Source organism: Noviherbaspirillum humi, from assembly GCF_900188095.1.
In the GTDB taxonomy this organism is placed as follows: domain Bacteria; phylum Pseudomonadota; class Gammaproteobacteria; order Burkholderiales; family Burkholderiaceae_D; genus Noviherbaspirillum; species Noviherbaspirillum humi.
Genome location: NZ_FZOT01000006.1, coordinates 13,768 through 40,330 on the forward strand (window position 1 = coordinate 13,768; position 26,563 = coordinate 40,330).

A 26,563-nucleotide genomic window follows, 5' to 3' on the forward strand; every position below is an offset into this window, starting at 1 on the left:
TCGTTGTTGCTAGCGCAGCTGCATCTGCGGCATTACGTACGGCTGCTGCGGCATGCGGGCCAGCAGCGGATTGCGGCCCTTGTTCACGATCAGGGTGAACAGGATCGTCTGCGTCACCATCTCGCCGCTGAAAATGGTGCTGAGGTTGAAGGGGGCTTCGGTGAAGCAGCGCACGAACAGCAGCGCGAACATGGCCAGCGCCAGTCCGCCGGTGTGGCGGTTGGCGGCCAGGCAGTAGCGCAGCAGCATGGCGCCGTAGGCGAGCAGGCCGATGATGCCGAGCACGCCGGCCACCGATAGCGTCTGCATGAACTGGTTGTGGGCGTTGTAGGCGAAGTTCATGCCGATCATGCGGCGGAATTCTTCGTCCCACATCGTCGTGCCGTAGCCGAACAGCGGATTGCGCAGCCAGGTCTCGACCGCGACGTTCCAGATGGCGGTGCGGCCAGAGAGCGAGGTGACCTGCTGCTGGTTGGCGACTGCCGCCAGTCGGTCAGCCTGCATGGTGTAGAACAGGGCGATCAGCACGGCGCCGATGCCGAGCGCCGCCAGCATCAGGGGAATGGCCAGCCGGCGCAGGGCGTAGGGCGAGCGTCCGCGGCCGCCGGCCTGAGGGGCATACATCATGCGGGCAATCAGCAGCATCGGTACGCAGATCATGGTCGCCGCCCACGCCGTCTTGGACTGGGACAGGAACAGCACGGCCAGGCCGAGCAGCAGGCTCAGATGCTGCAGCAGCCAGTTGCGGAACGGCTTGTGCAGCAGCAGCAGGATGAACACCAGCGCCATCGGGCCGATGCTGTTTGGGTTCGAGCCGAGTCCCCAGAAGCGGATGTTGAATCCGGGTATCCAGCCGGCATAGTCGCGCTGCACCGCCAGCTGCGGCTTCACCACTGCCATCGCGCAGGATGCCAGGAAGAAAAGAAGCAGGCTGACCTTCATGGCATCGATGGCCACGCCGGCGTCCTTGTTGCGGCTGAAGTAGAGCGCGGTGAAGATGAACACCGGATAGATGGCGCGCTGGTCGAAGGTCGGCTTGGTGCCGAAGATGTTGTTGATGACGACGCTGGTGATGAAGAACGCCAGGAAGGCAAGGAACAGCGCGCGCCCCGTTTTCCCCCGCGGCGCATTGGACTGCGACACCGAGACCATGCGCGCCAGGCAGATGCCGAGCACCAGCATCGTCACTACCCGCAGCATCCAGGTGGTGAGCCCGGTCTCGGTGCCGCCCACGCTGCCGATCTCCAGGTCGGCGTTGGAGACGTTGCGGTTGTTGAGGATGGCCTGGATTCCCATCGGCAGGATGAGAAGCGGATAGATCATCGCCATGAGCCAGTTGCCCCCGCGCCGCTGGATGCCGATGAAGGCGCCGAATGCCACCAGCCCTGCGACGGCCGCCAGCGCTGTGCCGGCGATGGTGAGGGCGGCGGTGCCGATTTGAAGTTCATCCATGTCAGACAGACCTTTTCAATTGACCGCGAAAGAGAAGACGCTGCACCCATTCCCCGGTCCGTGCCGGCAGGCGGGAAGCCACCTTCCCGAACAGCTCGGCCACGTGGTCGTCGACCAGCCGCGGAAACAGGACCAGGGTGGACAGAAGGCCGATGCCGCCCGCCGCGACGTCGGCGATGAGCCAGGCGATCGGCGCGTCGCTCAGCTGCCGCGCCGCCAGGTCGGCGGCGATGATGGCGAGTGCCGTCGTGACCGTCGCCACCAGGCCGCCCGCCATGACGGAGAACAAGTCCTGCATGGTGATCTTCAGGGCGCGGCAGGTCGTGCCGACGATGATGGCGGCGCGAATGAAGTACATGGCGAAGACGGTCCACGCGACTGCTTCCAGCGAAATGGTCGCGGCAAGTGCAGCGGCGGCGACGAAGCCGATGGCCACCGGAATCTGGATCACGAATTCCTTGTGGGTGTGTCCCGACACCCAGAGCAGCGGGGTGGCCATGCCGAGCAGCAGGTAGAGCGGCATCGCCAGCGCGATCGGCCGCAGCAGTTCCGCCGCCGCCAGCCATTTTTCGCCATACAGGCCGTGCAGCACGCTGTCGGAGGCGGCGGCGATGCCGGCGAACACCGGGAACAGGAGCAGGGTGACGACGCCGATCATCGTCAGCAGGGCGCGGCGCAGGCGCGCATGGTCATCCTGGACCCGGGCGCTGGCGGAAAACAGCGCCGATTGGATCACGCCGATGATGGTGAGGGCCGGGCTGGAAACCAGGTTGTAAGACAGCGAGTAGAGGCCGACCTGTGCCGCCGGGAACATGCGGCCGATCAGCACCCGGTCGATATTGTTGATGATCCAGTTGATGATATTGGTGGCAAGGACCTTGAAGCCGTAGCTCAGCAGATCGCTCTTTTCCTTCGGCTTGAACAGGATGCCGATCGGGTGGCGCGAATGCCGGTACAGCAGGAAGAAATTCAGGGTTTCGGTGGTGATGAAGGCGCCAATGAGCGCCCACACCTGGTGGCCGGCCATGGCCATCGGAATGCCGACGAACACATAGCCGATCACATAGGCGCTGAGTTGCGACGCCTGGATAGATTTGAAATCGAGGTCGCGCTTGAGCAAGTTGAGCGAAGGCGAGGAGATCGCGTTCAGCAGACAGATCACCGACGATACCTGGATCACATCCACCAGCCGCTGCTCGTTGAAGAAGCCTGCGAGCGGGTGGGAGAGGAAGAAAACCACGGTGGCGACCACGAGGCCGATCACCACCTGCCAGGTGAAGACGAAGCGTATGTCGTCGTCCGACACTTCCTTTTTCTGGATCAGGCCGTAGGAGATGCCGATATCGGAAAAGAACTTGCTGAAGGTGAGGATGACGGTGGCGATGGCGAAGATGCCGTACTCGACCGGGCCGAGCAGGCGTGCCAGCACCACCTGCGTGCCGATCTGCAGCAGCGTTCTGATGACGGAGCCGAAGCCGCCCCAGAAAACGGCAGAGATGCCCTTGCTAGACAGATTGGCTTTTTTATCCATGAGCGTGTTTTTTCATTCGAATCTTTCTTCAGGCATGGCGAAGGCCGCCGTGCGTTGACGCTGCGAGGCCATGACCCTTGGCAGGTCCTCGCAGCGCTTGGCTCAGAAATTGTGACTTCCCGCCTTCTCCCAATATTGAGATGTGACAACGACAGTGAGGTATCGGGATGACGAGCCGCTTGGTGCGGTTCGATTGTCGGAAGCGGGCTTGTTTTTTGTCAGCCGCCGAGGGGGTTTGCGTAGCGGATTGCGCGTAAGGCTTGCATCGTCAGGCGGCGATGCGAGCGTTCGTTCCCCAAGCGTGATCGCGAAGCGGAAGATGAAAGCCAGCGACGCGGCGCGATCGATGCGGCGTGCTGTGCCGCCGCGCAGCAGCAGCGCCGGCTGAAGACTTGACTGTGGAAGAGAGTAGCGAAGAGGGTGGGTGGATGACGCCGGCCCGATCGATGAACCGCTGCTCTGCGGGCAGCAGGGCAAGTATTCCGATCATCAAGCCGCTGACGAGTAGCGCTGCGTCGAGGCATGCGCATGAGAGGAAATTGACGCCGCGGTCGTCGGCGGCGTGTCAGGGTCGATTTCTTCGCGGCTTTCCAGGAAAGCAGGCTCCCCTTCAAATAGCGGCAGCCCCCCATTCAAAAGGGAGGCTGGGAGGGGAATGGTCTCTTTCGTGCTCAGGAAATATGCTTCGCTTGCGCCAGAAACCGATCCCCACCCAAGTCCTCACTTTGAAGGGAGAGCGAACTGTCAGTCAGGCCTTGGGCCTCGCTCACGGCTGGGCCGGCGCGCACCCGGGATGCCCGCCGGAGGCATGGTCAGCCCATCCAGGCCGAGGCTTGCAGAGGAAGGATGGTGTTGGGTTCATTGCCGCTGTCGGATTGTCGCTGTCCGGTTTGACTGCCATGGTGCTGCCGCAGGAAGTCGCGGAACTGAGCGCCGACTTCGGGATGGCGCAGCGCGAATTCCACGGTAGCCTCCAGATAGCCGAGCTTGCTGCCGCAATCGTAGCGCTTGCCTTCGAACTGGTACGCCGTGATGATTTCGTCCCGAAGCAGCGATGCGATGCCATCGGTAAGCTGAAGCTCGCCGCCGGCGCCAGGCTGGATGGTGCGCAGGTGGTCGAAAATGGATGGCGTCAACACGTAACGGCCGACCACGCCGAGGTCCGAAGGCGCATCCTCCGGCGCGGGCTTCTCCACGATGCCGTGCAGCTTGAGCAGGCGCTCATCCAGCGGCGTGCCGGCCACCACGCCATAGGAGCGCGACTCCTCGGGCGCAATCTGCTCGACCCCGATGACGCTGCGGCCATACTGGCTGAAGACGTCCACCATCTGCCGCATCACCGGCTTTTGCTCATGGTAGAGCAGGTCGTCCGCAAGAATGATGGCAAAAGGCTTGTTGTTCACCATGCGTTCCGCACAAAGCACGGCGTGGCCGAGGCCGAGCGGCTCGGCCTGCCGCACATAGAAGCATTCGACGTTATCCGGCTTGATGCTGTGGATGACCTCCAGCAGCGCCTGCTTGTTTTTTGCTTCGAGCTCGGCTTCCAGTTCATAGGCCTTGTCGAAATGGTCCTCGATGGCGCGCTTGTTGCGGCCGGTGACGAAGATCATTTCGGTGATGCCGGCGGAGATGGCTTCTTCGACGGCGTACTGGATGAGGGGCTTGTCCACCACCGGCAGCATTTCTTTCGGGCTTGCCTTCGTGGCAGGGAGGAAACGGGTACCTAGTCCTGCGACCGGGAATACGGCTTTGGTAACGGGTCTCTGCATAGTCGGTGTCTTTTATAAAGGCTTGATCAGGAAAGTGGAAAACTGGATCGGCTGCCGCTTTTCCGCGCGGCAATCAGAACGGATCCCAGCCTGCTGCGATGATGGGGCTTATCATCGCGGGAGATATTGATCTGCCTTATTGGGATGACGGGTTTGTTAGGCGCATGCCGGCTTCCTTTCAGAATTGAACGGGAATGATGACCAAAAGAAAGCGGGTGTCAGGCAACGTGCCGACACCCGCTTGTGTAAGTGCGAGCAAAGCGCTGCTAGGTTCAATAAGCGTTCTTGCCGGTCCACCCCTTGAAGGCGGTCCAGGCGATGATGCGGATGTCCATCCACATCGACCAGTTCTGGATGTAGTGCAGATCGAACTGGACCCGCTTGGCCATCTTGTCGACGGTATCCGTTTCGCCGCGATGGCCATGGATCTGCGCCCAGCCGGTGATGCCCGGCTTGACGCGATGGCGCAGCATGTAGCACTCCAGCAGATCCTTGTACATTTCATTGTGCTGCAACGCATGCGGACGCGGACCGACCACCGACATGTCGCCGAACAGCACGTTCAGGAACTGCGGCAATTCATCCAGGCTGGTGCGGCGCAGGAATCCGCCGATGGGCGTCAGCCGCGGATCGCCCTTGCGCGCCTGGGTGACGGTGCCTTGTTCCTGATGCACCTTCATCGTCCTGAACTTGTAGACATTGAAGGGCCGGCCATTCAGACCGAGGCGGGGCTGCCGGAAGAATACCGGGCCTGGCGAGGTCGCCTTGATCGCAATCGCAAGCACGATGAACAGCGGCAGCAGCATGAAAAGCGCGGCCAATGCGAACACCTTGTCGAACAGGTCCTTGAAGATGCCGTTGACACCGGCCGTGACTGGCTGATTGAGATCCACTGCCGGCAAGCCGAGGAAGTCGCCCATCTTGTTGCTGAGCATCTGCAGGCTGAAGATGTCCGGTATCCAGCGCACGTCGACCAGGGTATTGCGAAGCATGTACTGCAGTTCCTGCAGCTTCGGCGATGCCATCAAGGGAAGGGTGATCCAGATCTCGTGCACGCTGTGCGCCGCCATGAAAATGGGGATGTCTTCCAGCTTTTGCAGCCTGGCGATACCGGAGTCCTGAATCTTCTGCGCATCCTTCTCATCGGCGTAGACGGCCCGCACATCATAACCGGCCCAGTCCTGGGCGATGGCGCGTCGATGCATTTCCTGTCCGGTGCTGCCGTAGCCGACGATGATCACGCGCTTGTTGTTCAATCCCTTCGCTCGGAAATAGCGGAGCATGAAGTACACGCCGATCCGGATCAGAATCATGAAGGTGAGGCCGAGTGCATACCAGTAGAACAGCCAGAGCCGGGATACATTGCCGACGTGATGGATGAGAAAGCTGAAGAACAGGCCTATGCTCAGCACCAGCGCCCAGGATCCGGCCAGGCGCAGGAAGCGGTCGGGAAGGGCTCGGCCGCGCCAGGAACCGTACAGGCCGAGCTGGGCGAACATGAGGAACGAAAGGCCGCTGCAGAAATGCAGCAGTACCGAGTGAATGGGCGCGGTCTCGCCGATGGGAGTTCGGAAATGGATATAGCTGGCGAGCAGGCCGGCGACCTCCAGCACCAGCACGTCCATCAGACGCATGGAAAATTCGAGTCTTGAGGAATTTTTGATGATCAAGTCTTGCATGGCGGATCCGTTTTTTTACCGTTGAGACGGGTAAGAGAGACTTACCTTTTCGACAATATTAGGGACTCGCAACGCCTTTCAGATGTGATTTGGATATTGCTTGCGAACGCTCAAAGCGACCGTTGTAAAAGCTCATGCGGGGTGTTAATGCGGGTCAACACTCTTGATCGCCGGAATCAAAAATGAGCGATTCTGCAGTTGTGGACCGCCTGATGGCCATACGAAAAGCGCTAAACATGGCAGGGCAAAGCACCGGTAAAACCACCCGGAGAATGCATTGAAGCCGGGAAACTCCTTCTCCCCTCCGGGCGCGATGCGCTATCATGCGCTGCATGGATCTTGAAGAAACCAAGGAAGTTACCGCTTTCGAACTCATCGGCGGCGCCGACAAGTTGCGCGAACTGGTCGACCGTTTTTACGACTTGATGGAACTGGAGCCGGAGTTCGCCGGCATTCGCGCCTTGCACCCGACGCCGATGGATGGTTCGCGAGACAAGCTGTACTGGTTCCTGTCCGGATGGATGGGCGGGCCCAGCCTGTATATCGAGCGATTCGGCCACCCGCGCCTGCGCGCCCGCCATCTTCCCTACGCGATTGCTTCCAGCGAGCGCGACCAATGGCTGCGCTGCATGGCGTGGGCCATGCAGGACGTCGGCATCGACGCCGGCTTGCAGGAGCGCCTGATGCATTCCTTCTACCAGACCGCAGACTGGATGCGGAACCGGGCCGGTTGACCAGCCTATGATCCCCGCCGGATTTCCATGTCAGTAAGCGAACTCATCCTTACCGGATTGGGCGTCGCCATTCTGCTGCTGCAGGTCTTCATGCTTCTGCGCAGCCGCGGCGGCGAAGCGGCCGATCTCAACCGCGTTCAGCAAGACCTTCAAGCGAGTCAGCAACAGACGGCTGAACGGGTCGAGCGGGAACTGCGCGCCCAGATCCAGACCTCCGCCCAACTTTCACGGCAGGAGGTCGGCACCGGCTTCAGCCAGTTTCAGCAGGCGATGCTGCACCAGCTCGCCAGCATGGCCACCCTGCAGAACAGCCAGATAGACGCCTTTGCCCAGCAGCTCGCCAAGCTGACCGAAGCCAACGGCTTGCAGCTGGAGACGCTGCGCAACGCCATCCTGGCGCAATCCCAGGGGGCGCGGCAGGAACAGGCCGCCGCCCTCAAACGCTTTGGCGACACGCTGGCGCTGTCCTTGAGCACCCTCACCGAATCCAATGCGCAGCGCATGAACGAGATCCGGTCCACGCTCGAAACCCGGATTCGCGACATGCAGGCCGACAACGGCACTCGTCTCGAGGAAATGCGCAAGACCGTGGACGAGAAGCTGCATGCCACCCTGGAGCACCGCCTGGGCGAATCCTTCAAGCTCGTTTCCGACCGGCTCGAAAAGGTGCACCAGGGATTGGGCGAGATGCAGCAATTGGCCATCGGCGTGGGCGATCTCAAGCGGGTGCTGACGAATGTGAAGTCGCGCGGCACCTGGGGCGAGGTTCAGCTGGAAATGCTGCTGGAACAGATGCTCACGCCCGACCAGTTTGGAAAGAATGTGGAAACCGTGCCGGGCAGCGGCGAGCGGGTCGAGTTTGCCATCCGCCTGCCTGGGCATGGGGAAGGCAGGCCGCCGGTATGGATGCCGATCGACGCCAAGTTTCCCAAGGAACAGTACGAGCGGCTGCTGGAAGCCGCGGAACGCGCCGATACGGATGGCATGACCGCCGCCGGACGGGAACTGGACAAGGCGGTGCGACTGCAGGCGAAGACCATCTCCGAGAAATACCTGTCCCCGCCGCTCACCACCGACTTTGCCATCATGTTCCTGCCGACCGAAGGCTTGTATGCGGAGGTAATGCGGCGGCCTGGCCTGGCCGACGACCTGCAGCGCGCCTGCCGCATCAGCATTGCCGGTCCATCGACCCTGCTGGCGCTGCTGAACAGCCTGCAGATGGGCTTCCGCTCGATCGCGCTGGAAAAGCGATCATCCGAAGTGTGGCAAGTGCTGGGCGCCGTCAAAACCGAATTCGCGAAATTCGGCGATGTTTTGACGGCGACCCGCAATTCGCTGGAGCGGGCCGCGAAAAATATCGAGCAGGCCGAGACCCGCAGCCGGCAGATGGCGCGCAAGCTGAAGTCGGTCGAAGCCTTGCCGGCCGAGGCGGCACAGCGCTTGCTTGGTGCTGAACTGGTAGGCGTGGAGGATGAAGGCGGCTGATTCGCCTTCACCTGCTGCGCGGCCAGCCCATGCCGCTGTATCCGCCCATGTGGAGCGGAACCGATAATTGCAATGACGACTTCGAGCTCACCTCAACCCATATGGAAATAGCGATTCTGTTCGGCCTCATTCTCCTCAACGGCGCCTTCGCCATGTCGGAGATCGCCCTGATCGCCGCGCGCAAGGTCAGGCTGCAGAGGCTGGCGGAAGAGGGCGACAGCTCGGCCGCGGCGGCGATGAAGCTGGGCGAGGATCCGAACCAGTTTCTGTCGACTGTGCAGATCGGCATCACCTCGATCGGCATCCTGAACGGCATCGTCGGCGAGGCGACACTCGCCGGCCCGTTCAGCGCATGGCTGCAGCGGCACGGCGTGGAAGCTTCCACCGCCGGCTATCTCGCCACCGGCCTGGTGGTGGTCTTCATCACCTATTTCTCGATTGTGCTGGGGGAGCTGGTGCCCAAGCGCCTGGGCCAGATCAGCCCCGAGGCCATTGCCCGCCTGGTGTCCCGGCCGATGCTGTGGCTGGCCGCGCTGACCCGGCCTTTCGTCAAGCTGCTGTCCGGATCCACCCGGCTCGTCCTGCGGACCTTCGGCGTGAATGAAAGGCTGGAGTCGGTGGTCACCCAGGAAGAGATCAATCTCATGCTGGAAGAGGGGTCCGATGCCGGCGTGATCGAGCATCATGAGCATCAGATGGTGCGAAACGTGTTTCGCCTGGATGACCGGCAGATCGCTTCCTTGATGGTGCCTCGCGGCGACATCGTCTATCTCGACGTGGATGAGCCGCTGGAGGAAAACCTGCGCCGCATCGAAGCCAGTCCGCATTCCCGCTTTCCGGTAGTGCGCGGCGGCTGGGACGATGTGCTGGGCGTGGCCACCGCCCGCCAGTTCCTGACCCAGACCCTGCGCGGCAACCGCCCCAATCTCACCGAGCACCTGCAGCCGGCGCTGTTCCTGCCGGAGTCGCTGACCGGCATGGAGTTGCTGGAGAATTTCAAGAATTCAGGAGTTCATCTCGCCTTCATCATCGACGAGTACGGCGAAGTGCAGGGCATCGTCACCTTGCAGGACGTGATGGAAGCCATCACCGGCGAATTCAAGCCGCATCACGACGAGGACGCGTGGGCGGTGCAGCGGGAGGACGGCTCCTGGCTGCTCGATGGACTTATTCCAGTGCCGGAACTCAAGGACCGGCTCGACCTGAAGGTGGTGCCGGAAGAAGAGCGCGGCCGCTACAACACGCTCAGCGGCATGGTGATGCTCCTGCTCGGCAAGCTGCCCCAGACCGGGGACCACTGCGAATGGGAAGGTTGGCGTTTCGAGATCGTGGACCTGGACGGAAAGCGCATCGACAAGGTGCTTGCCACGCCGCCGGCGAAAGACAGCCTCCTCCAGGAAACCCCGGAACCGACGATGTGAGTCCGGCGCGCCTGCGCCGCTGCCGTCACATCAATCAGATCAAGCCGTCGAACAGCGCCACGTCAACCGGATCGCCGGCAGCAATATTGCCCTGGGCGTGGTTCAACACCACCATGCAGTTCGCTTCCGACATGGAGCGCAGGATGCCGGAGCCCTGGGCGCCGGTAATCCTTACCTGAGGCATGCCATCCGCGCCCGCGCTGAGTACGCCGCGCTGATATTCGGTGCGGCCCGGCTTCTTGCGGATGGCCGTTTCCGATTTCGCCTTCAGCAACGGCAGCGCGGGCTCCTCGACTCCCATCATGCGCAGCAGCGCCGGCCGCGCCAGGAACAGGAAGGTGACCATCACCGCCACCGGATTGCCCGGCAGCCCGAACAGATAAGCACTCTTGCCGTTGGACTGGATTCGGCCGAAAGCCATCGGGCGGCCGGGCCGCATCGCGATCTTCCAGAACGTGGTGTCGCCGAGCTTGGCCATCATCTGCTTGGTGTAATCCGCTTCGCCGACCGACACGCCGCCGGAGGTAATGATCGCATCGGCGTTTTCGCAGGCGCTGCGGAAGGCGGCTTCCAGTTCGGCCGGATCGTCGCGCACCACGCCCATGTCGATGACGTCGCAGCCGAGGCGGCGCAGCATGCCGAAAATCGTGTAGCGATTGCTGTCGTAGACGCAGCCTTCGTCCAGCGGTTCGCCGATGGAGCGCAGTTCATCCCCGGTCGAGAAGAAGCCCACGCGCAGGCGGCGCCAGACAGGCACTTCCGCCACGCCAAGCGAGGCCAGCAGGCCGATGTCAGCCGGCCGCAGCATTTTCCCTTGCAGGAGCGCCGGCTTCCCCATGGCGAGATCTTCGCCGCGCAGGCGACGGTTGTCCCCCCGCCGCACTGCGCCGGCCGGGATGGTGACGCCGTTTTCGCTCGCGTTGCGGGTGAACTCCTGCGGCACCACGGTATCGCATCCGTCGGGCATCACCGCGCCGGTCATGATGCGCACACATTCGCCGCGGCCGACGCTGCCTTCGAAGCCTCGTCCCGCATAGGCGGTGCCGATCACCTTCAGGGTGAGATCGGCATCGGAGAGGTCGTCGCCGACGACGGCGAAACCATCCATGGCGGAGTTGTCGTGCGCCGGCACGTCGATGCTGGACACGATATCGGTCGCCAGGATCCGGTCCAGCGCGGCGCGGATGGCGAGCTTTTCGATGGCCGCGACCGGCGTGACGAAGTCACGCATGATTTGCTGCGCCTGCGCCACGGGCAGGGCATTCGGATCATAGCCGGACAGGCAGCTGACGATGTCGGAAAGGGCGGGAGCGGTCATGTTCCGTTTCTTGTACGAGTAATGATGAACAGGGCGGGCGCCGGGCGTCGAACCGCCGAGCGGAAAATCAGCGCAGATAAGATAGCACGAGGCCGGCGGCGGCACAGAGGCTGATCACCTGCACCGGGCCGAGCTTGAAGCGCATCAGGCAGGCGCAGGCGGCTGCCGCCAGCGCCATGGCGGTGACGTCCCAGGATGCCGGCGGCTTATCCCAATGAAATACATGGATGGCGAAGAACAGCGCCAGGCTGACGATGACCCCGACGACGGCCGCGGAGATGGCGGTCAGCGGCGCGGTCAGGCCCAGCTTCCCGCGCGTGGACTCCACCACCGGCGCACCGGCCAGGATGAATATGAAGGAGGGCAGGAAGGTGAAGAACGTCGCGACGCTGGCGCCGATGAATCCCCCGGCAAAACTCGCCTGGCTGCCGGCGCCGCCGATGAAGCCGATGAAGGCGACGATCATGATGAGCGGACCGGGCGTGGTTTCGCCGAGGGCGAGGCCGTCCATCATCTGCGCCGGCGTCAGCCAGGCATGGGTCTCCACCGCCGCCTGGTAGACGTAGGGCAGCACCGCATAGGCGCCGCCGAAGGTCAGCAGCGCCGCCTTGGTGAAGAAGTTGCCGATCTGCGTCAGCGGACTCTGTGCGCCAGCCAGCAGTGCGAGCAGCATGAGTCCGGCGAGCGTGATTGCGATGCCGATGGCGGATGAGGCAAGCAGCTTGCCCGCGGTGAAGCGGGCGTGGGCCGGCGTCGGCGTGTCGTCGCCGATGAGCGCCGCTCCGAGCGGCGCCTTGGCTGCGCTTGCATGACCGCCGGCCTGGCTGAAGCTGTCAGGTGCAAATCGGGCGCCGAGCGCGCCGATCGCGGCGGCGCACAGCACCACCCAAGGAAAGCCGATGTTGAATATCGAGATCGCGGCCAGGGCACCCAACGCGAGCAGGACCAGCCAGCGGTTGGTGAGCGTGCGCGAACCGATGCGCCAGGCCGCCGCCAGCACGATTGCGACGACGGCTGGCTTGATGCCATAAAAAAGCGCGGCCACCAGCGGTACGCTGCCAAAGCGCAGGTACAGCCAGGACAAGCCCACCAGCACCAGGAAACCGGGCAGCACGAACAGCAGCCCGGCCACGATGCCGCCCCAGGTGCGATGCATCAGCCAGCCGATGTAGATTGCCAGCTGGGTCGCCTCCGGGCCTGGCAGGAGCATGCAGAAATTGAGGGCGTGGAGAAACCGTCCCTCCGAGATCCAGCGACGCCGGTCCACCAGGTCCTGATGCATCAGGGCGATCTGGCCGGCCGGTCCGCCGAAGCTGACGAAGCCGAGCCAGAACCAATAGCGCACGGCTTCGGCAAAGGTCACGGCGGCGGGCGGCTGGGTGGGCGAAAACGGCGCGTCGGCCCGGTCTCGTTCAACGGTGTTCATGGAAAGAATCTTGCTGGGAAATGAGGCGGCTGATGATACTGGCGACCGCCGGCGACAGGCAAAAAGAAGAGGGGGCCAGGCCCCCTCTCGTCATTGTTGCGGCAGCAGGATGGCCCGAAAGCCATCCACGATCAAGCCTGCTGCCGGGTTTCCACCTGGATCAGCGGTTCGCTCGGCATCGGCGGCAGGGGCTTGCGCTCCCGCGGAATGCGAGGCTGGGGCGCCATCATGGCCGCGGCTTCCTGAGCCTTGCGCAGCTTTTCGGGATCCGTCATTGCCAACGTCAGGCCGGCGGCTGCGAGCACTTCACGCAGGCTTTCCACCGGCATCGATGCCGGGGCAGTCGATGCCGGCTTGGCTGCTTCGACGGAGGGCCGGGGCGTTTCCGGCTCAGCGGCGGCAGTTGCCGCAGCCACCTGCGGTGCCGGGATAGCCACCGCGGCAGGAGCGGCCGCTTCCGCGGCGACCTGCGGCTGAACGGCAGGTTCGACGGCGGCGGCTTCAACCGCGGCAGCTTCCGTTGCGGGTGCCGATTCGGCAATCTCGACGGGCTGGGCACCAGCGGCTTCCGACGGCGCTTCGGCGGCCGGCATGACCACGGTCGTGGTTTGTACCGACACGTCGCTGACTTCCGCATGCACCGCCGGTCGGGTGTCAGCCGATGTGGAGGCCGGCAGATCCACGGCGGTAGTCTGTACGGTGGCTTCGGTCATGACGACCTGCACCGTGTCCTGACCTTCGGACGCGCCTTCTTCCGCGCCGAGCTGTTCGCCGCCGGCGGACAGTTCCGAACCCTCGCGATCCCGGCGATTGCGGTTGCGGCCGCCACGGCGACGGCGACGGCGGCGCTCTTCGCTGCCCTCGGCGCCCGCCTCGGCTTCGCCTTCGGCGCCCATCACCTGGGCGTCTTCGGCGGTGGTTTCGGTGCCGACGGGAACCGCTGCTGCGGCCACGGCTGCGGCAGCCAAGTCTTCGGCCTGCAGGGCGGCCGGTACGGCAGCCGCGGCCAGGGCGTCAGCCGGCTGCTCCTTCGCTTCGCGCGGCTCGCGATTTTCCTTAGGCTCACGTTCGCGGCGCGGACGCTCGCGGCGGCTCTCCGAGCCCGCTTCGCGGTTCTCGCGGGGCGGACGCGGCTGGCGCGGTGCCGGAGCGCCGCCTTCGGCAGCAACCGGTTGCGCCTGCTTTTCTTCCCGCGCCTCGACACGGCTGTTGTCCCGCTCTTCCACCCGCTCGCGGCCGGTGCGGCCGCGGTTGCGGTTGCGCTGGCCGCCACGGCCGTTGCGCTCGCCGGCGCGCTCGCGCGCCTGCTGCGGCTTTTCCTCGGCTGCCGGCGCCGGCGCGACGACCGGCGCCACCGGCTTGCGGCGGAACAGGCCGAACATGCGGCTGAAGAAGCCGCCTTCGCTGACCGGCGCGGGTGCGGGCGCCTGCACGGGCGCCGGCTCAACCGGCTTGCGCTCGACGATGGGCGCCGGCTGATCCGGCGTGATGCCCTTGACCATCGCTTCCTGGCGTGGACGCGGCTCTTCCTTCTGGCGCTTGCCGTAACCGATGTCGGTATCGACTTCTTCCGCCATGTCGTAGCTCGGCTGGCTGTCTTCGAGGCGCGGATCGTCGTGCTTGATGCGCTCCAGCTTGTAGTGCGGCGTCTCCAGATGCTTGTTCGGGATCAGGATGACGGTGACGCGGTGGCGCGTCTCGATCTTCAGGATCTCGCCGCGCTTCTCGTTGAGCAGGAAGGCAGCCACGTCGACCGGGGCCTGGACGTGGATGGCGGCGGAGTTTTCCTTCATCGCCTCTTCCTGGATGATGCGCAGCACCTGCAGGGCGGAGGACTCGGTATCGCGAATGTGACCGGTGCCGTTGCAGCGCGGGCAGGTCACGTGGCTGCCTTCGGACAGCGACGGACGCAGGCGCTGGCGCGACAGCTCCATCAGGCCAAAGCGGGAAATCTTGCCCATCTGAACGCGGGCGCGGTCGTAGCGCAGCGCATCCTTGAGGCGGGTCTCGACTTCGCGCTGGTTCTTCGCGTTCTCCATGTCGATGAAGTCGATGACGATCAGGCCGCCGAGGTCGCGCAGGCGCAGCTGGCGCGCGACTTCGTCGGCGGCTTCGAGATTGGTGTTGAGCGCGGTGGTCTCGATGTCGCTGCCGCGGGTGGCGCGGGCGGAGTTGACGTCGATGGAGACCAGGGCCTCGGTGTGGTCGATGACGATGGCGCCGCCGGACGGCAGCGGCACGGTGCGGGAATAGGCGGTTTCGATCTGGTGCTCAATCTGGAACCGCGAGAACAGCGGCACGTCGTCGCGGTAGCGCTTGACCCGGTGCACCATGTCGGGCATCACGTGGGCCATGAACTGGCGCGCCTGATCGTGGATGTCGTCGGTGTCGATCAGGATTTCGCCGATGTCGGGCTGGAAATAATCGCGGATGGCGCGGATGACGAGGGACGATTCCTGGTAGATCAGGAATGCGCCCGGCGCCGATTGGCCGGCGCCTTCGATGGCGCGCCACAGCTGCATCAGGTAATTCAAGTCCCACTGGAGTTCCTCGACGCTGCGGCCGATGCCGGCGGTGCGGGCAATCACCGACATGCCGGCCGGCAGGTCGAGCTTGTCCATCGTCTCGCGCAGTTCCTGGCGGTCCTCGCCTTCGACACGGCGGGAAACGCCGCCGCCGCGCGGGTTGTTCGGCATCAGGACCAGATACCGGCCGGCCAGGGAAATGAAGGAAGTGAGGGCGGCGCCCTTGTTGCCCCGTTCTTCCTTTTCGACCTGGACCATGATTTCCTGGCCTTCGCGCAGCGCTTCCTTGATGGAAGCGTTGCGCACGTCGACACCTTCGCGGAAATAGCTGCGGGCGACTTCTTTGAAGGGGAGGAATCCGTGGCGCTCTTCGCCGTAGTTGACGAAGCAGGCTTCGAGGGAGGGTTCGATGCGGGTGATGACACCCTTGTAGATATTGGACTTGCGCTGTTCGCGTCCGGCGGTTTCGATATCGATGTCGATCAGCTTCTGCCCATCGACGATCGCCACGCGCAGCTCTTCCTGCTGCGTGGCATTGAACAACATGCGTTTCATTTCTTCTCCGTATGGCACGAGGCCATCAAGTGCCGTCAGCGGCGGCTTCGCCGTTGCTGCGGCAGACTAGCGGGATGTACGCGAGAACGGAGGGCTTGGGAGGAATTGCCTCAATGTGGGCCAAAGCGAAGATGATCCGCCATTGCCGCCACGGGGCGCGGATGAGGTTGACGCGTGTGCCGGGTGCGTGCCGCTTCCTGCCCGGGCGGCTCGATTCCTTCGAGCGCGGCGCCAGGCGCACAGCGGCTTGTCTGACCACTAGAAGATCTCGGGTTTTCCAACATCGGCAGACGATTCATCAACACCATCAACCAGCAAGCATGCCGCGACCTATGCGAAAGGCACTGCTTGCCGGACTTATCCATTCGATTCAAGCTGACTCGTTCAACATCCCTGCACGCCGCCCGGCTGCAACTGCGGTGCCGCCCTGGCTCATGCGGGGATGCTGCATACACATCTCTTTTCCATCAAATTTGCGGTTTGGCGAGGCTGGTGGAGACGCCCCTGTGTAGAATGTGCTTTTTATTCTTACACGTGCACCGGTTCGTGACTGGTGCGAAACGATTATATATTCAAAATGAAGGACTTACCGGATTTTTCTGGGAATGCGCCCGAAAATCGCGCCGACCCTCCATCCGCTCCGGTGGTTCCGCAGGTCCGCTTGATTACGATCGGCGAAGAAGAGGCCGATCAGCGCATCGACAATTTCCTCCTCCGTATCTGCAAGGGCGTGCCGAAGAGCCACGTCTACCGGGTGCTGCGCTCGGGCGAGGTGAGGGTCAACAAGGGTCGCATCGATCAAACCTATCGCCTGAAGGCGGGAGATGTGGTGCGCGTGCCGCCGGTGCGGGTCGCCGAAACGCAGAAGGCAGCCGTGCCCGGCGCCGAGTTCACCATCCTGCATGAAGATGCGCACCTGCTGGTGATCGACAAGCCGGCCGGCGTGGCGGTGCACGGCGGGTCGGGCGTGAGCTACGGCGTCATCGAGCAATTGCGCGCGTCGCGCCCGCAGGCCAAGTTCCTGGAACTGGTGCACCGGTTGGACCGGGAAACTTCCGGCATTCTGCTGCTGGCCAAGAAGCGCTCGGCGCTGACCAATCTGCACGAGCAAATCCGGGAAGGGACGATCGACAAGCGCTATCTGACCCTCGTCCACGGCGAATGGAAAAATGCTCGGCAGCATATCAAGCTGCCATTATTTAAATACAATACGCCCGATGGCGAGCGCCGGGTGAGGGTGCAGTCCGATGGAATGGCCTCGCACACCGTGTTCAACCTCGTCCGGAAATACGGCGCCTTCGCGCTGCTGGAAGCGGAGCTCAAGACCGGGCGCACGCACCAGATTCGCGTACACCTGTCGGCCAGCGGCTATCCGATCGCCGGGGATGACAAGTATGGCGACTTCGGCCTGAACCGGGCGCTGCAAAAGCCGCAGGGCAGCCGGATTGCGCTCAAGCGCATGTTTCTGCATGCCCACCGGATCACCTTCCTGCATCCGGAAAGCGGCGAACCGCTGACGCTGAAGGCCGAATTGCCTCGCGAGTGCGACGCCTTCCTGCGCAGTTTGCAAGCCGAGGCTGCGGACGAGCGGGTATCCTGACGGCAAGGCAAAACATATTTACAGGGAGTGGGCGCTTCGGCGGCCCGTGATAACTATGGCAAGAAAAAAGTTCGACCTGATCGTGTTCGATTGGGATGGCACCCTGATGGACAGCACCAGCACCATCGCCAAGTGCATTCAGGCGGCGGCCAAGGATCTCGGGCTGCCCGTGCCGGACACCCGTGCCGCTTCCTACGTGATCGGCCTCGGACTGCAGGATGCGATGGAAGCCGTGCTTCCCGGCGTCGATCCGAAATACTATCCGCGCATGGTGGAGCGCTATCGCTACCACTACCTGTCGAAGGACAAGGGATTGGACCTGTTCGACGGGGTGCGCGAGATGCTGGTCGACCTTTCCCAGCAAGGCTATTTTCTGGCGGTTGCCACCGGCAAGAGCCGGGTCGGGCTCAATCGCGCGCTCGATGCCACCAAACTGCTGTCGGTCTTCGACGCCACCCGCTGCGCCGATGAAACCTTCTCCAAGCCGCATCCGGCCATGCTGCAGGAACTCACCCGTGAACTGGGCCAGGACATGCAGCGCACGGTGATGATCGGCGACACGACCCACGATCTGCAAATGGCAAGCAATGCCGGTGCGGCGGCGATTGCCGTTCATTACGGCGCCCATCCATCGGAACAGCTGTCGGCGCTCAATCCGCTATTTTCGGCGAATTCGGTCGCCGATCTGCATGCCTGGCTGAGGGAAAACGGATGACGGAAGCGGTTTCCATCCCGATCTGCGCTTCGGCCGACCTGGAGGATGGCGGCAAGGGCGTGCGCTTCCCGGTTACCGCTGGCGGCGAGGACCGGACCGGCTTCGTGGTGCGCCACGATGGCCAGGTCTATGGTTATCTCAATCGCTGCGCCCATGTGCCGATCGAACTCGACTGGAATGAAGGGGAGTTTTTCGAGTCTGGCGGCGGCTACCTGATGTGCTCCACGCACGGCGCGCTCTATGTGCCAAGCACGGGTCTTTGCGCCGGCGGCCCTTGCCGCGGCGGGCGGCTGCGCCCGATCCAGGTTACGGAGGCTGACGGTCAGATTTCCTGGCACCCGGATGATTTCATCAGGCCGGTTCGGGCCTAATCTAGAAAAAGTGATAAACGATGAGCAACGACGGTTACAACGCAAACAATGATTTGCCGCCCGGCCGGGATGGCCGCAATGAGCGCTCAGGCGCCTGGGAGCGCGACGTGCTTGAAAAGCTGGCATTCGCCACGCTCAGGGAACAGCGTGCGCGCCGGCGCTGGAACATCTTCTTCAGGCTGGTCACCCTGGTGCTGGTCGTGTACGGCCTGTGGATGGCCTTTCAGTACAACGTAGCCGAGTCCGAGCCGGTGGGGCCGCATACCGCATTGATCCAGATCGATGGGACGATCGAATCCGGCACGTCCGGCGCTGCGGATAGCGTGATTCCGGCGCTCAATCGCGCTTTCGCCGATGACAACTCGGTCGGCGTCGTCCTGAGGATCAACAGCCCGGGCGGCAGTCCGGTGCAGGCAGGCATGATCAACGACGAGATCGTCCGGCTGCGCAAGGCTTACCCGAAGAAGCCTCTATTCGTCGTGGTCGATGAGATCTGCGCTTCCGGCGGCTATTACATTGCGGCGGCGGCCGACAAGATCTTTGTCAACAAGGCCAGCATTGTCGGCTCCATCGGCGTGCTGATGGAAGGTTTCGGCTTCACCGGCCTGATGGATAAACTCGGCGTCGAGCGGCGCCTGATGACGGCCGGAGAGAACAAGGGTTTCCTCGATCCGTTCAGCCCGCAAAGCGGCAAGCAGAAAGCCTTCGCTCAGGACATGCTGAACGAGGTGCATCAGCAATTCATCGACGTGGTGCGCCAAGGGAGGGGCAGTCGGCTGAAGGAAACGCCTGAAACCTTTTCCGGCCTTTTCTGGAGCGGCTCGCGGGCGGTGCAGATGGGCCTGGCGGATGGTTTCGGCACGGTGGATACCGTTGCCCGGGATGAGCTGAAGGCCGACGACGTGGTCGACTATACCCAGCATGAAGGCTTGTCGGAAAAGTTGCTCAAGAAATTCGGCGGCGCGGTCGGTACGGCTGCCATGGCATCGTTCTGGAATTCGGCACGCCCTTCCATGCGCTGACCCTAAAGGCAATTTCCATCATCGGGGAGATTGCCGCTGACTCTTAACTGGGGGCGGTCCCGCACGGTGGGACACCAAGCAGGGAGGCTATTCCAAATTTTTTCCTTAGCGCCCTTGAATCTGAAAAGCGGCGATCTATACTGCCCATTGTCCGGCGCGGTTCTTCCGATGCGGTAAACCATCTGGAAGGCGTATCGGGCTGGATGTCCTACCGCATCCGCGATGCGGCGTTGAAGGAGTCTTTGACTTCTTTCTTCACTACCCAATAGCCATCTGGCTAGCAAAACGGCGGCGCAATACCGCCGTTTTGCACGTCTGAACCATCCTCTTTTGTCCCTGGCGACAAACCTATTTCCGTTGAGTCTCGGCCAGCATCAGAAACACTGTCGGTTTCTTTTGAATGTCAGGTGCTTGTTGATTCTGCAGGCGTTTCTTCCAATCTGCCGCACTATGGGTCCGGATGGTTTCGGTTGGCAGGGTAAGGTCGGTCGCGATGCAGAGCAGGGTCTGCGGCTGGCAATGATCCGCCAAGGCTTGCAGCATGGCTTGATTACGGTAAGGCGTCTCGATGAAAAGCTGCGTCTGGCGCTCTTGGCGTGAGCGGTCTTCCAGCGTTTTGATGCGCTTGGCGCGCAGCGCGGGATCGGTCGGCAGGTAACCGTTGAACGCGAAGCTCTGACCGTTCAGACCGCTTCCCATGACGGACAACAGCAGTGAGGAAGGGCCTACCAGCGGCCGCACCGTGATTCCCTTGGCATGCGCCATTCGGACAAGATCGGCGCCCGGGTCGGCGACGGCAGGTACGCCTGCTTCGGAGATCAGACCGGCATCGCGTCCGGCCAATAGCGGTTCGAGAAGTGCGGGAAGGGCGGTGGCATCCGAATTCACGTTCAATTCCCGGATCTCGATTTCCTGCAGTGCCCTGTTCAACGGGAAATCCATGCCGACCAGCTTGAGAAAGGCGCGGGTGGTCTTCGCGTTTTCCGCGATGAAGTAATCCAGCTTGGCGGTGAGGGCGGAAACCTGGGCCGGTATGATGCCGGCCAAGAAGCCGGACTCTCCGGTAACGGGCACGCCAAGGCTGTTGGGAATCAGAAAAAGAGTGCCGGGCATGGACGGTCTCGATGGTGATGAGAGGAAACGGTAGGTTCAGCGCCGGAAGAAGGTTACGCCGGCGGTGCGCAGCATCGTGGTGAGCGAGATCAGCGGCAGTCCGGTCAGGGCGGTTGGATCGGTGCTTTCCAGACGTTCGATCAGGGCGATGCCCAAACCCTCGTTCTTGGCGCTCCCGGCGCAGTCATACGGCTGCTCGATGCGAAGGTAGGCATCCAGCTCCTCGTCCGGCAGCGAGCGGAACGACACGCGAGTCTGCGCGTCGACCATCTGCAGGCGCGGACCGGAGGGCGTCTTGCGCGCATCGAGCAGGCAAAGGGCGGTATGGAAGATGACGTCTCTTCCCCGCATCATGCGAAGTTGCGCCATCGCGTTGTCGTGCGTACCCGGTTTCCCGATTTGCTCGCCGTCCAGGGTGGCCACTTGGTCGGAGCCGATCACCAGCGCATCCTTTTCCGTTTCAGCGATTTTTTCAGCCTTCGACTTTGCCAGCCGCAGTGCGGTCGCTTCCGGTGCTTCGCCGGCCAGAGGCGTTTCATCGATGTCCGGGCTGATGGTGTCGAAGGGCAGGCAAAGCCGTTCCAGCAGGCTCTTGCGATAAACCGAACTTGAAGCGAGGATGATGCGCGGTGGCAGAGGTAACGCAGTCATGTTGGCAATGGATGGCGGGAAAAGCCTTGAAAAGCGCTAAAGCTTTGACGGATAAAGGAAAAGCCTGTTATTATCGCAGGTTTTCCGGGTTCGGCTCATTATGAATGCTTTTGTGATCGACGCCTTCGAGTTCTGTCGCGTCAGGGAGCGGCGTGAGGGCGAGCTTGCCGTTGCCGACTTGCCCAGGCTGGGCCAGGAGTCGGTGAGTGGTTTCGGTTCGGTCAAGTGGCAACTTGCCGGTGGCAGCGACAAGCAGGGGCATTCCCAGCTGACGCTGTCGGTGTCCGGTTCGGTGCGCCTGATCTGCCAGCGCTGCCTGACGCCTTTCGAATTTCCCTTCGAGACCGCGTCGGTGCTGATTCTTGCAGAGACCGAAGGCGTGGCGGATGAGCTGGATGCCCAGCTCGAGGATGAATCGGTGGAAGTCATCGTTGGCAGTCGCAGCTTCAATATTCGCGACCTGATCGAAGATGAAGCACTGCTGGCACTGCCGCTCTCGCCCAAGCACGAAACCTGCCTTGACCAGTTGGTGTCGGGCGTGCAGGCGGAGACGGAAAAGTTATCGCCTTTCTCGGTTCTCAAGGACTTGAAGCGCTCCTGACGTCTTGGCCGCTGCAAGTTTGCGCCTCGGCGACAGGCGAAGAAATTACAGTCTGGCAATGAATTGCCGGCTGTCTGTGTTAAAATCTCTCTCTTATGGTTTAGGAGTCATCATGGCCGTTCAGCAAAACAAAAAATCCCCCTCGAAGCGTGGCATGCACCGTGCCCACGATTTCCTCGTCGCTCCGCCGCTGGCAGTCGAGCCGACCACTGGTGAAACCCACCTGCGTCACCACATCAGCCCGAATGGCTACTACCGTGGCCGCAAGGTCCTGAAGACCAAGAACGACGAGTAATCGTCAGTCTTTGCAAACTGATGAAAAGCGGCGCGAAAACTGGATTTAGCGCCGTTTTTTTCATATGCTCCCTATTCTCGTTGCGTCATTTTGAATCATGCCGGATCTGGCTTCCAAGCGGCCTGAAACGCGCTTCTGAATCAACTAAATGACAATCAAAATCTCCATCGACTGCATGGGCGGAGATCACGGCCCGGCAGTGACGATTCCGGCTGCAATCTCCTTCGTAAATCATGTTCATGACGCGGAACTGATTCTGGTGGGCCAGGAGGATGTCGTCCGGGCGGAACTGAGGAGGCACAAGGCCGACGCGCATCCGCGCTTGTCCGTTGTGCATGCCTCCGAAGTCGTCGCCATGGATGACCCGGTTGAAACCGCATTGCGCAGGAAGAAGGATTCTTCCATGCGCGTCGCCATTTCGCTGGTGAAGGAAGGCCGGGCGCAAGCTTGCGTTTCCGCTGGCAATACCGGCGCACTCATGGCGGTGTCGCGTTATGTTCTGAAAACCATCCCCGGCGTCGACCGTCCTGCCATCTGCACGCTGATCCCGAATCAGAAAGATTCGCCAACCTATATGCTGGATCTGGGTGCGAATGTCGACTGCGAAGCCCAGCACCTGCATCAGTTCGCACTCATGGGGTCGGCGCTGGTTTCCTCCCTTGAAGGTAAGGCCAAACCCACCGTCGGTCTGCTCAACATCGGGTCGGAAGACATCAAGGGCAACGACGTGGTCAAGCAGACCGCAGCGCTACTGCGCGCCGACCATGAAAAGGGAATCCTGAATTTCTACGGCAACGTCGAAGGCAACGACATCTTCGCCGGCACGACCGACATCGTCGTATGCGATGGCTTCGTCGGCAATGTAGTGTTGAAGGCGTCGGAAGGGCTGGGTCGTTTCGTCAAGAAAGCGTTGACCGATGAATTCAAGCGTAATCCACTGAACATGCTGGGCGCCTTGATTGCCCGCGGCGCGATCAAGGCTTTTTCCAGTCGCATGAATCCGTCACGCTACAACGGCGCCAGCCTGCTCGGCCTGCGTGGTCTCGTGTTCAAGAGCCATGGCGGCGAAAGCGCGTACGGCTACGAATGGGCGATCAGGCGAGCCTATGACGCGGCAAGCCATGGGCTGATCGAGCGCATCAGCCGAAGCATCGCCGAATTCATCCCAACGCCTGATGTCATTGCCGCGCCGGCTTCTGCCGAAACTGCGCCCGCTGACTTAACTCCGCATAAGACCGCATGACCTTGTACAGCAAAATCACCGGCACGGGCAGCGCATTGCCGCCCAAACGCGTCACCAACCAGCAACTGGCCGATCAACTCGCCACCCGTGGAATCGAAACCTCGGACGAATGGATCGTTTCCCGCAGCGGCATTTCGGCGCGCCACTATGCCGGCGAGGGCGTGAACGCCAGCGATCTCGGTGCGGAAGCGGCGCGCAAGGCAATCGAGGCAGCCGGCCTGCAGCCGAACGACATCGGCATGATCGTGCTGGCGACTTCCACGCCCGACCATTTCGGTGGCTTCCCCAGCACTGCCTGCATCGTGCAGCAGAAACTCGGAATCGGAAACCACTGCGCCGCCATGGACGTCCAGGCTGTCTGCAGCGGCTTCGTCTATGCGGTTTCCATTGCCGACAGCTTCATCAAGGCTGGCGCTCACAAGCATGTGCTCGTCATCGGCAGCGAAGTGTTTTCACGCATCCTGAATTTCGAAGACCGCACCACTTGCGTGCTGTTCGGCGACGGCGCCGGAGCGGTCGTGATGAGCGCTTCGGAAGAACCGGGCGTGCTTGCCACGGCGCTGCATGCGGATGGCAGCCATGCGGACATCCTCTGCATTCCTGGCCGCGTCAGCCATGGTGCGGTCGAGGGCAGCGCCTTCCTTCACATGGATGGACAGGCGGTGTTCAAGCTGGCGGTGTCGGTGCTCGAAAAGGTCGCCAAAGAGGCGCTGGAGAAGGCCGGAATGGCGTCTGATCAGATCGATTGGCTGATTCCTCATCAGGCCAACATCCGCATCATGCAAGGCACCGCCAAGAAGCTCGGCTTGCCGCTGGAAAAGATGGTGGTCACGGTCGACCAGCATGGCAATACCTCGGCCGCCTCGATTCCGCTGGCATTGGACCAGGCAGTGCGCGACGGTCGTGTCCGCCCCGGCCAGAATGTCATGATGGAAGGCGTGGGCGGCGGCTTCACCTGGGGTGCGGTCCTCGCACGAATGTAAAACCACTTCATCAATCGCATGACAAAATTTGCCTTTGTATTCCCCGGACAGGGATCGCAAGCCGTCGGCATGCTCAACGGCTTCGGCGATAACCCGGCCGTCGCTCGCACACTGGAAGAAGCTTCCGATGCGCTCGGCATGAACATGGCGAAACTGATCGCCGAAGGGCCGAAGGAAGACCTCGACCTCACCACCAATACACAGCCGGTCATGCTGACCGCCGCCGTTGCAGCCTATCGCGCCTGGCTGGACGCGGGCGGCACCCAGCCTTCGGTGGTCGCCGGCCATAGCCTGGGCGAGTACTCTGCGCTCGTGGCAGCCGGCGTGATCCCGTTTGCCGACGCCGTTCCGCTGGTGCGTTTTCGCGCGCAGGCAATGCAGGAAGCCGTTCCGGTCGGGCAGGGCGGCATGGCTGCCATCCTCGGCTTGTCGGATGAAGACGTGCGCGAAGCCTGTGCCAGCGCCGCACAGGGCGACGTGGTGGAAGCGGTCAACTTCAACGCGCCGGCCCAAGTGGTCATTGCCGGACACAAGGCAGCTGTCGAGCGTGCCTGCGAAGCGGCCAAGGCCAGGGGCGCCAAGCGCGCGCTGCCGCTGCCGGTGTCGGCGCCGTTTCATTCATCCTTGTTGAAGCCGGCGTCCGACAGACTGCGAGCGTATCTGGCCGGCATCAACTTTTCCAAGCCTTCCATCCCGGTGATCAACAACGTCGATGTCGCCATTGTCGATGATCTGGAAGGCATCAAGGACGCGCTGGTCCGCCAGGCGGCCAGCCCGGTGCGGTGGGTGGAGTCGGTGCAGAAGATCGCGTCGCTCGAGGTCACTCACCTCATCGAGTGCGGACCGGGCAAGGTGCTCGCCGGTCTCACCAAACGCATCAACGGCAATCTGGTGGGCGAGGCAATCGTTGACCAGGCATCTCTCGAAAAAGTCCTGGAGTCCCTGAAGTGAATCTGCAGAATCAGGTCGCGCTGGTCACCGGCGCATCCCGCGGCATCGGCCGTGCCATCGCCACCGAACTCGCCCGCCAGGGTGCAAAGGTCGTTGGCACCGCCACCACTGCTGCCGGCGCCGACGCCATCACCGCCTATCTCGACGGCGTTGCGCCGGGCGCAGGCAAGGGTGTCGTGCTCGACGTCAATGATGCCGCCCGCTGCAACGATGTGGTGGAAGAGGTGCAGAAGGAATACGGCTCGGTTTCCATTCTCGTGAACAACGCAGGCATCACCCAGGATCAACTGGCGATGCGGATGAAGGACGAAGAGTGGGATGCCGTGATCAGCACCAACCTGACAGCCGTAGCGCGCCTGTCTCGCGCCGTGCTGCGCGGCATGATGAAGGCGCGCAGTGGCCGTATCATCAACATCACCTCGGTGGTCGGTTCCGCCGGCAATCCGGGCCAGATGAACTATGCGGCTGCAAAGGCGGGCGTGGCCGGCATGAGCCGTGCGCTGGCGCGGGAAATCGGTAGCCGGAACATCACCGTCAATTGCGTCGCTCCGGGTTTCATCGACACCGACATGACCAAGCAGTTGACCGAACAGCAAACCAACGCGATGCTGCAGCAGATTCCGCTCGGCCGTTTCGGTTTGCCGGAAGACATTGCAGCAGCCGTCGCTTTCCTCGCTTCGCCGCAGGCAAGCTACGTCACCGGCACCACGATCCATGTGAACGGCGGCATGTTCATGAGCTGAACGAGGCTGCCGTTCCACCAGGAAACTACGTTTCACCGAGATTGAAAATTCAATTTTCATAGCGCAAACCTGCTAAAATGCGCGCACTTTTTATGTAACCCATTGGAGGGAAGATATGTCCGACATCGAACAACGTGTTAAGAAAATCGTCGCTGAACAACTCGGCGTTGCTGAAGCTGATATCAAGAACGAGTCGTCCTTTGTCGACGACCTCGGCGCCGATTCCCTTGACACCGTTGAGCTCGTCATGGCCCTGGAAGACGAGTTTGAGATGGAAATCCCGGATGAGCAGGCTGAAAAGATCACCACCGTTCAGCAGGCAATCGATTACGCCAAGGCTCACGTCAAGGCCTAAGTTTTAGATTGGAACAGGAGAAGCG

23 protein-coding genes are annotated in these 26,563 nt (G+C 62.3%); 14 read left to right on the plus strand and 9 right to left on the minus strand.

All coding sequences use genetic code 11. From position 1 onward, the window contains the following. Positions 1 to 9: 9 nt before the first annotated feature. The 4 genes from CHB88_RS11085 to CHB88_RS11100 all read right to left on the minus strand — a co-directional run bounded on the left by CHB88_RS11085 (position 10) and on the right by CHB88_RS11100 (position 6,386). A complete protein-coding gene (locus CHB88_RS11085) occupies positions 10 to 1,452 on the minus strand; it encodes an O-antigen ligase family protein (protein WP_089399398.1) in 1,443 nt (480 codons plus the stop codon). A 1-nt stretch (position 1,453) separates the two neighbouring features. Further along, on the minus strand, positions 1,454 to 2,983 hold the full coding sequence (locus tag CHB88_RS11090) for a lipopolysaccharide biosynthesis protein (RefSeq protein ID WP_089399399.1): 1,530 nt from the start codon (positions 2,981 to 2,983) through the stop codon (positions 1,454 to 1,456). Positions 2,984 to 3,795: 812 nt separating this feature from the next. Beyond that, entirely contained in the window at positions 3,796 to 4,752 is a 957-nt protein-coding gene (gene galU / locus CHB88_RS11095) for a UTP--glucose-1-phosphate uridylyltransferase GalU (protein ID WP_089399400.1), read from the minus strand. 272 nt (positions 4,753 to 5,024) lie between these two features. After that, on the minus strand, positions 5,025 to 6,386 hold the full coding sequence (locus tag CHB88_RS11100) for an undecaprenyl-phosphate glucose phosphotransferase (protein ID WP_245844920.1): 1,362 nt from the start codon (positions 6,384 to 6,386) through the stop codon (positions 5,025 to 5,027). A gap of 377 nt (positions 6,387 to 6,763) precedes the next feature. Between CHB88_RS11100 and CHB88_RS11105 the strand changes: the two genes are divergently transcribed. The 3 genes from CHB88_RS11105 (at position 6,764) to CHB88_RS11115 (ending at position 10,071) form a co-directional block, all read left to right on the plus strand. Beyond that, positions 6,764 to 7,165: a group II truncated hemoglobin gene (locus tag CHB88_RS11105; RefSeq protein ID WP_176442418.1), complete on the plus strand. Its 402-nt coding sequence runs from the start codon at positions 6,764 to 6,766 to the stop codon at positions 7,163 to 7,165. 27 nt (positions 7,166 to 7,192) lie between these two features. Next, complete coding sequence (locus tag CHB88_RS11110; protein ID WP_089399403.1) at positions 7,193 to 8,650, plus strand: DNA recombination protein RmuC; 1,458 nt, start codon at positions 7,193 to 7,195, stop codon at positions 8,648 to 8,650. A 101-nt stretch (positions 8,651 to 8,751) separates the two neighbouring features. Beyond that, the gene (locus CHB88_RS11115; RefSeq protein ID WP_089399586.1) at positions 8,752 to 10,071 is read left to right on the plus strand and encodes a hemolysin family protein; all 1,320 of its coding nucleotides are present in this window, start codon (positions 8,752 to 8,754) and stop codon (positions 10,069 to 10,071) included. A gap of 34 nt (positions 10,072 to 10,105) precedes the next feature. Here the strand turns inward: CHB88_RS11115 and moeA are convergent, their stop codons facing one another. From moeA to CHB88_RS11130, 3 genes are all read right to left on the minus strand, one after another. Next, positions 10,106 to 11,389, minus strand: a complete 1,284-nt coding sequence (gene moeA / locus CHB88_RS11120; RefSeq protein ID WP_089399404.1) for a molybdopterin molybdotransferase MoeA — start codon at positions 11,387 to 11,389, stop codon at positions 10,106 to 10,108. A 67-nt stretch (positions 11,390 to 11,456) separates the two neighbouring features. Beyond that, on the minus strand, positions 11,457 to 12,815 hold the full coding sequence (gene chrA, locus CHB88_RS11125; protein WP_089399405.1) for a chromate efflux transporter: 1,359 nt from the start codon (positions 12,813 to 12,815) through the stop codon (positions 11,457 to 11,459). Positions 12,816 to 12,946: 131 nt separating this feature from the next. Next, positions 12,947 to 15,895, minus strand: a complete 2,949-nt coding sequence (locus tag CHB88_RS11130) for an Rne/Rng family ribonuclease (RefSeq protein WP_089399406.1) — start codon at positions 15,893 to 15,895, stop codon at positions 12,947 to 12,949. Between the two features lie 577 nt (positions 15,896 to 16,472). On the opposite strand from CHB88_RS11130, the gene CHB88_RS11135 reads away from it, so the two are divergent. From CHB88_RS11135 to CHB88_RS11150, 4 genes are read left to right on the plus strand one after another with little or no spacing between them, the layout of a single operon-like run. Then, positions 16,473 to 17,495, plus strand: coding sequence for an RluA family pseudouridine synthase (locus tag CHB88_RS11135; RefSeq protein ID WP_089399407.1), 1,023 nt, complete (start codon positions 16,473 to 16,475; stop codon positions 17,493 to 17,495). 55 nt (positions 17,496 to 17,550) lie between these two features. After that, entirely contained in the window at positions 17,551 to 18,210 is a 660-nt protein-coding gene (locus tag CHB88_RS11140) for an HAD-IIIA family hydrolase (protein ID WP_089399408.1), read from the plus strand. Further along, positions 18,207 to 18,581 carry a Rieske (2Fe-2S) protein gene (locus tag CHB88_RS11145; RefSeq protein WP_089399409.1) on the plus strand — a complete coding sequence of 125 codons (375 nt, stop codon included), beginning with the start codon at positions 18,207 to 18,209 and terminating at the stop codon, positions 18,579 to 18,581. Before CHB88_RS11140 ends, CHB88_RS11145 begins: the two co-directional genes overlap by 4 nt. Before the next feature lie 20 nt (positions 18,582 to 18,601). Continuing rightward, entirely contained in the window at positions 18,602 to 19,603 is a 1,002-nt protein-coding gene (locus tag CHB88_RS11150; protein WP_089399410.1) for a S49 family peptidase, read from the plus strand. Positions 19,604 to 19,951: 348 nt separating this feature from the next. Here the strand turns inward: CHB88_RS11150 and CHB88_RS11155 are convergent, their stop codons facing one another. Next, entirely contained in the window at positions 19,952 to 20,716 is a 765-nt protein-coding gene (locus CHB88_RS11155; RefSeq protein WP_089399411.1) for an SAM-dependent methyltransferase, read from the minus strand. A gap of 36 nt (positions 20,717 to 20,752) precedes the next feature. After that, complete coding sequence (locus CHB88_RS11160; protein ID WP_089399412.1) at positions 20,753 to 21,367, minus strand: Maf-like protein; 615 nt, start codon at positions 21,365 to 21,367, stop codon at positions 20,753 to 20,755. A 100-nt stretch (positions 21,368 to 21,467) separates the two neighbouring features. Between CHB88_RS11160 and CHB88_RS11165 the strand changes: the two genes are divergently transcribed. The 7 genes from CHB88_RS11165 to acpP all read left to right on the plus strand — a co-directional run bounded on the left by CHB88_RS11165 (position 21,468) and on the right by acpP (position 26,538). Continuing rightward, positions 21,468 to 21,968, plus strand: coding sequence for a YceD family protein (locus tag CHB88_RS11165; RefSeq protein WP_176442419.1), 501 nt, complete (start codon positions 21,468 to 21,470; stop codon positions 21,966 to 21,968). A 112-nt stretch (positions 21,969 to 22,080) separates the two neighbouring features. After that, a complete protein-coding gene (gene rpmF / locus CHB88_RS11170) occupies positions 22,081 to 22,263 on the plus strand; it encodes a 50S ribosomal protein L32 (protein WP_089399413.1) in 183 nt (60 codons plus the stop codon). Positions 22,264 to 22,411: 148 nt separating this feature from the next. Continuing rightward, a complete protein-coding gene (gene plsX / locus CHB88_RS11175) occupies positions 22,412 to 23,506 on the plus strand; it encodes a phosphate acyltransferase PlsX (protein WP_089399414.1) in 1,095 nt (364 codons plus the stop codon). Continuing rightward, positions 23,503 to 24,489, plus strand: coding sequence for a beta-ketoacyl-ACP synthase III (locus CHB88_RS11180; protein WP_089399415.1), 987 nt, complete (start codon positions 23,503 to 23,505; stop codon positions 24,487 to 24,489). The genes plsX and CHB88_RS11180 overlap by 4 nt, the downstream gene beginning before the upstream one ends. Positions 24,490 to 24,507: 18 nt before the next feature. Continuing rightward, positions 24,508 to 25,440, plus strand: a complete 933-nt coding sequence (fabD, locus tag CHB88_RS11185; RefSeq protein ID WP_089399416.1) for an ACP S-malonyltransferase — start codon at positions 24,508 to 24,510, stop codon at positions 25,438 to 25,440. Next, positions 25,437 to 26,183, plus strand: coding sequence for a 3-oxoacyl-ACP reductase FabG (gene fabG / locus CHB88_RS11190; protein ID WP_176442420.1), 747 nt, complete (start codon positions 25,437 to 25,439; stop codon positions 26,181 to 26,183). Before fabD ends, fabG begins: the two co-directional genes overlap by 4 nt. A 115-nt stretch (positions 26,184 to 26,298) precedes the next feature. Continuing rightward, positions 26,299 to 26,538 carry an acyl carrier protein gene (gene acpP / locus CHB88_RS11195; protein ID WP_040041346.1) on the plus strand — a complete coding sequence of 80 codons (240 nt, stop codon included), beginning with the start codon at positions 26,299 to 26,301 and terminating at the stop codon, positions 26,536 to 26,538. Positions 26,539 to 26,563 lie beyond the last annotated feature (25 nt).

Coding starts and splice junctions, on each gene's coding strand:
- CHB88_RS11110 (WP_089399403.1), top strand. CDS start 7,193: ATGTCAGTAAGCGAACTCATCCTTACCGGATTGGGCGTCGCCATTCTG.
- CHB88_RS11165 (WP_176442419.1), top strand. CDS start 21,468: ATGAATGCTTTTGTGATCGACGCCTTCGAGTTCTGTCGCGTCAGGGAG.
- CHB88_RS11145 (WP_089399409.1), top strand. CDS start 18,207: ATGACGGAAGCGGTTTCCATCCCGATCTGCGCTTCGGCCGACCTGGAG.
- CHB88_RS11100 (WP_245844920.1), bottom strand. CDS start 6,386: ATGCGTCTGATGGACGTGCTGGTGCTGGAGGTCGCCGGCCTGCTCGCC.
- acpP (WP_040041346.1), top strand. CDS start 26,299: ATGTCCGACATCGAACAACGTGTTAAGAAAATCGTCGCTGAACAACTC.
- CHB88_RS11130 (WP_089399406.1), bottom strand. CDS start 15,895: ATGAAACGCATGTTGTTCAATGCCACGCAGCAGGAAGAGCTGCGCGTG.
- galU (WP_089399400.1), bottom strand. CDS start 4,752: ATGCAGAGACCCGTTACCAAAGCCGTATTCCCGGTCGCAGGACTAGGT.
- CHB88_RS11155 (WP_089399411.1), bottom strand. CDS start 20,716: ATGCCCGGCACTCTTTTTCTGATTCCCAACAGCCTTGGCGTGCCCGTT.
- chrA (WP_089399405.1), bottom strand. CDS start 12,815: ATGAACACCGTTGAACGAGACCGGGCCGACGCGCCGTTTTCGCCCACC.
- CHB88_RS11085 (WP_089399398.1), bottom strand. CDS start 1,452: ATGGATGAACTTCAAATCGGCACCGCCGCCCTCACCATCGCCGGCACA.
- CHB88_RS11135 (WP_089399407.1), top strand. CDS start 16,473: ATGAAGGACTTACCGGATTTTTCTGGGAATGCGCCCGAAAATCGCGCC.
- CHB88_RS11115 (WP_089399586.1), top strand. CDS start 8,752: ATGGAAATAGCGATTCTGTTCGGCCTCATTCTCCTCAACGGCGCCTTC.
- CHB88_RS11090 (WP_089399399.1), bottom strand. CDS start 2,983: ATGGATAAAAAAGCCAATCTGTCTAGCAAGGGCATCTCTGCCGTTTTC.
- plsX (WP_089399414.1), top strand. CDS start 22,412: ATGACAATCAAAATCTCCATCGACTGCATGGGCGGAGATCACGGCCCG.
- rpmF (WP_089399413.1), top strand. CDS start 22,081: ATGGCCGTTCAGCAAAACAAAAAATCCCCCTCGAAGCGTGGCATGCAC.
- moeA (WP_089399404.1), bottom strand. CDS start 11,389: ATGACCGCTCCCGCCCTTTCCGACATCGTCAGCTGCCTGTCCGGCTAT.
- CHB88_RS11140 (WP_089399408.1), top strand. CDS start 17,551: ATGGCAAGAAAAAAGTTCGACCTGATCGTGTTCGATTGGGATGGCACC.
- fabD (WP_089399416.1), top strand. CDS start 24,508: ATGACAAAATTTGCCTTTGTATTCCCCGGACAGGGATCGCAAGCCGTC.
- CHB88_RS11105 (WP_176442418.1), top strand. CDS start 6,764: ATGGATCTTGAAGAAACCAAGGAAGTTACCGCTTTCGAACTCATCGGC.
- CHB88_RS11150 (WP_089399410.1), top strand. CDS start 18,602: ATGAGCAACGACGGTTACAACGCAAACAATGATTTGCCGCCCGGCCGG.
- CHB88_RS11160 (WP_089399412.1), bottom strand. CDS start 21,367: ATGACTGCGTTACCTCTGCCACCGCGCATCATCCTCGCTTCAAGTTCG.
- CHB88_RS11180 (WP_089399415.1), top strand. CDS start 23,503: ATGACCTTGTACAGCAAAATCACCGGCACGGGCAGCGCATTGCCGCCC.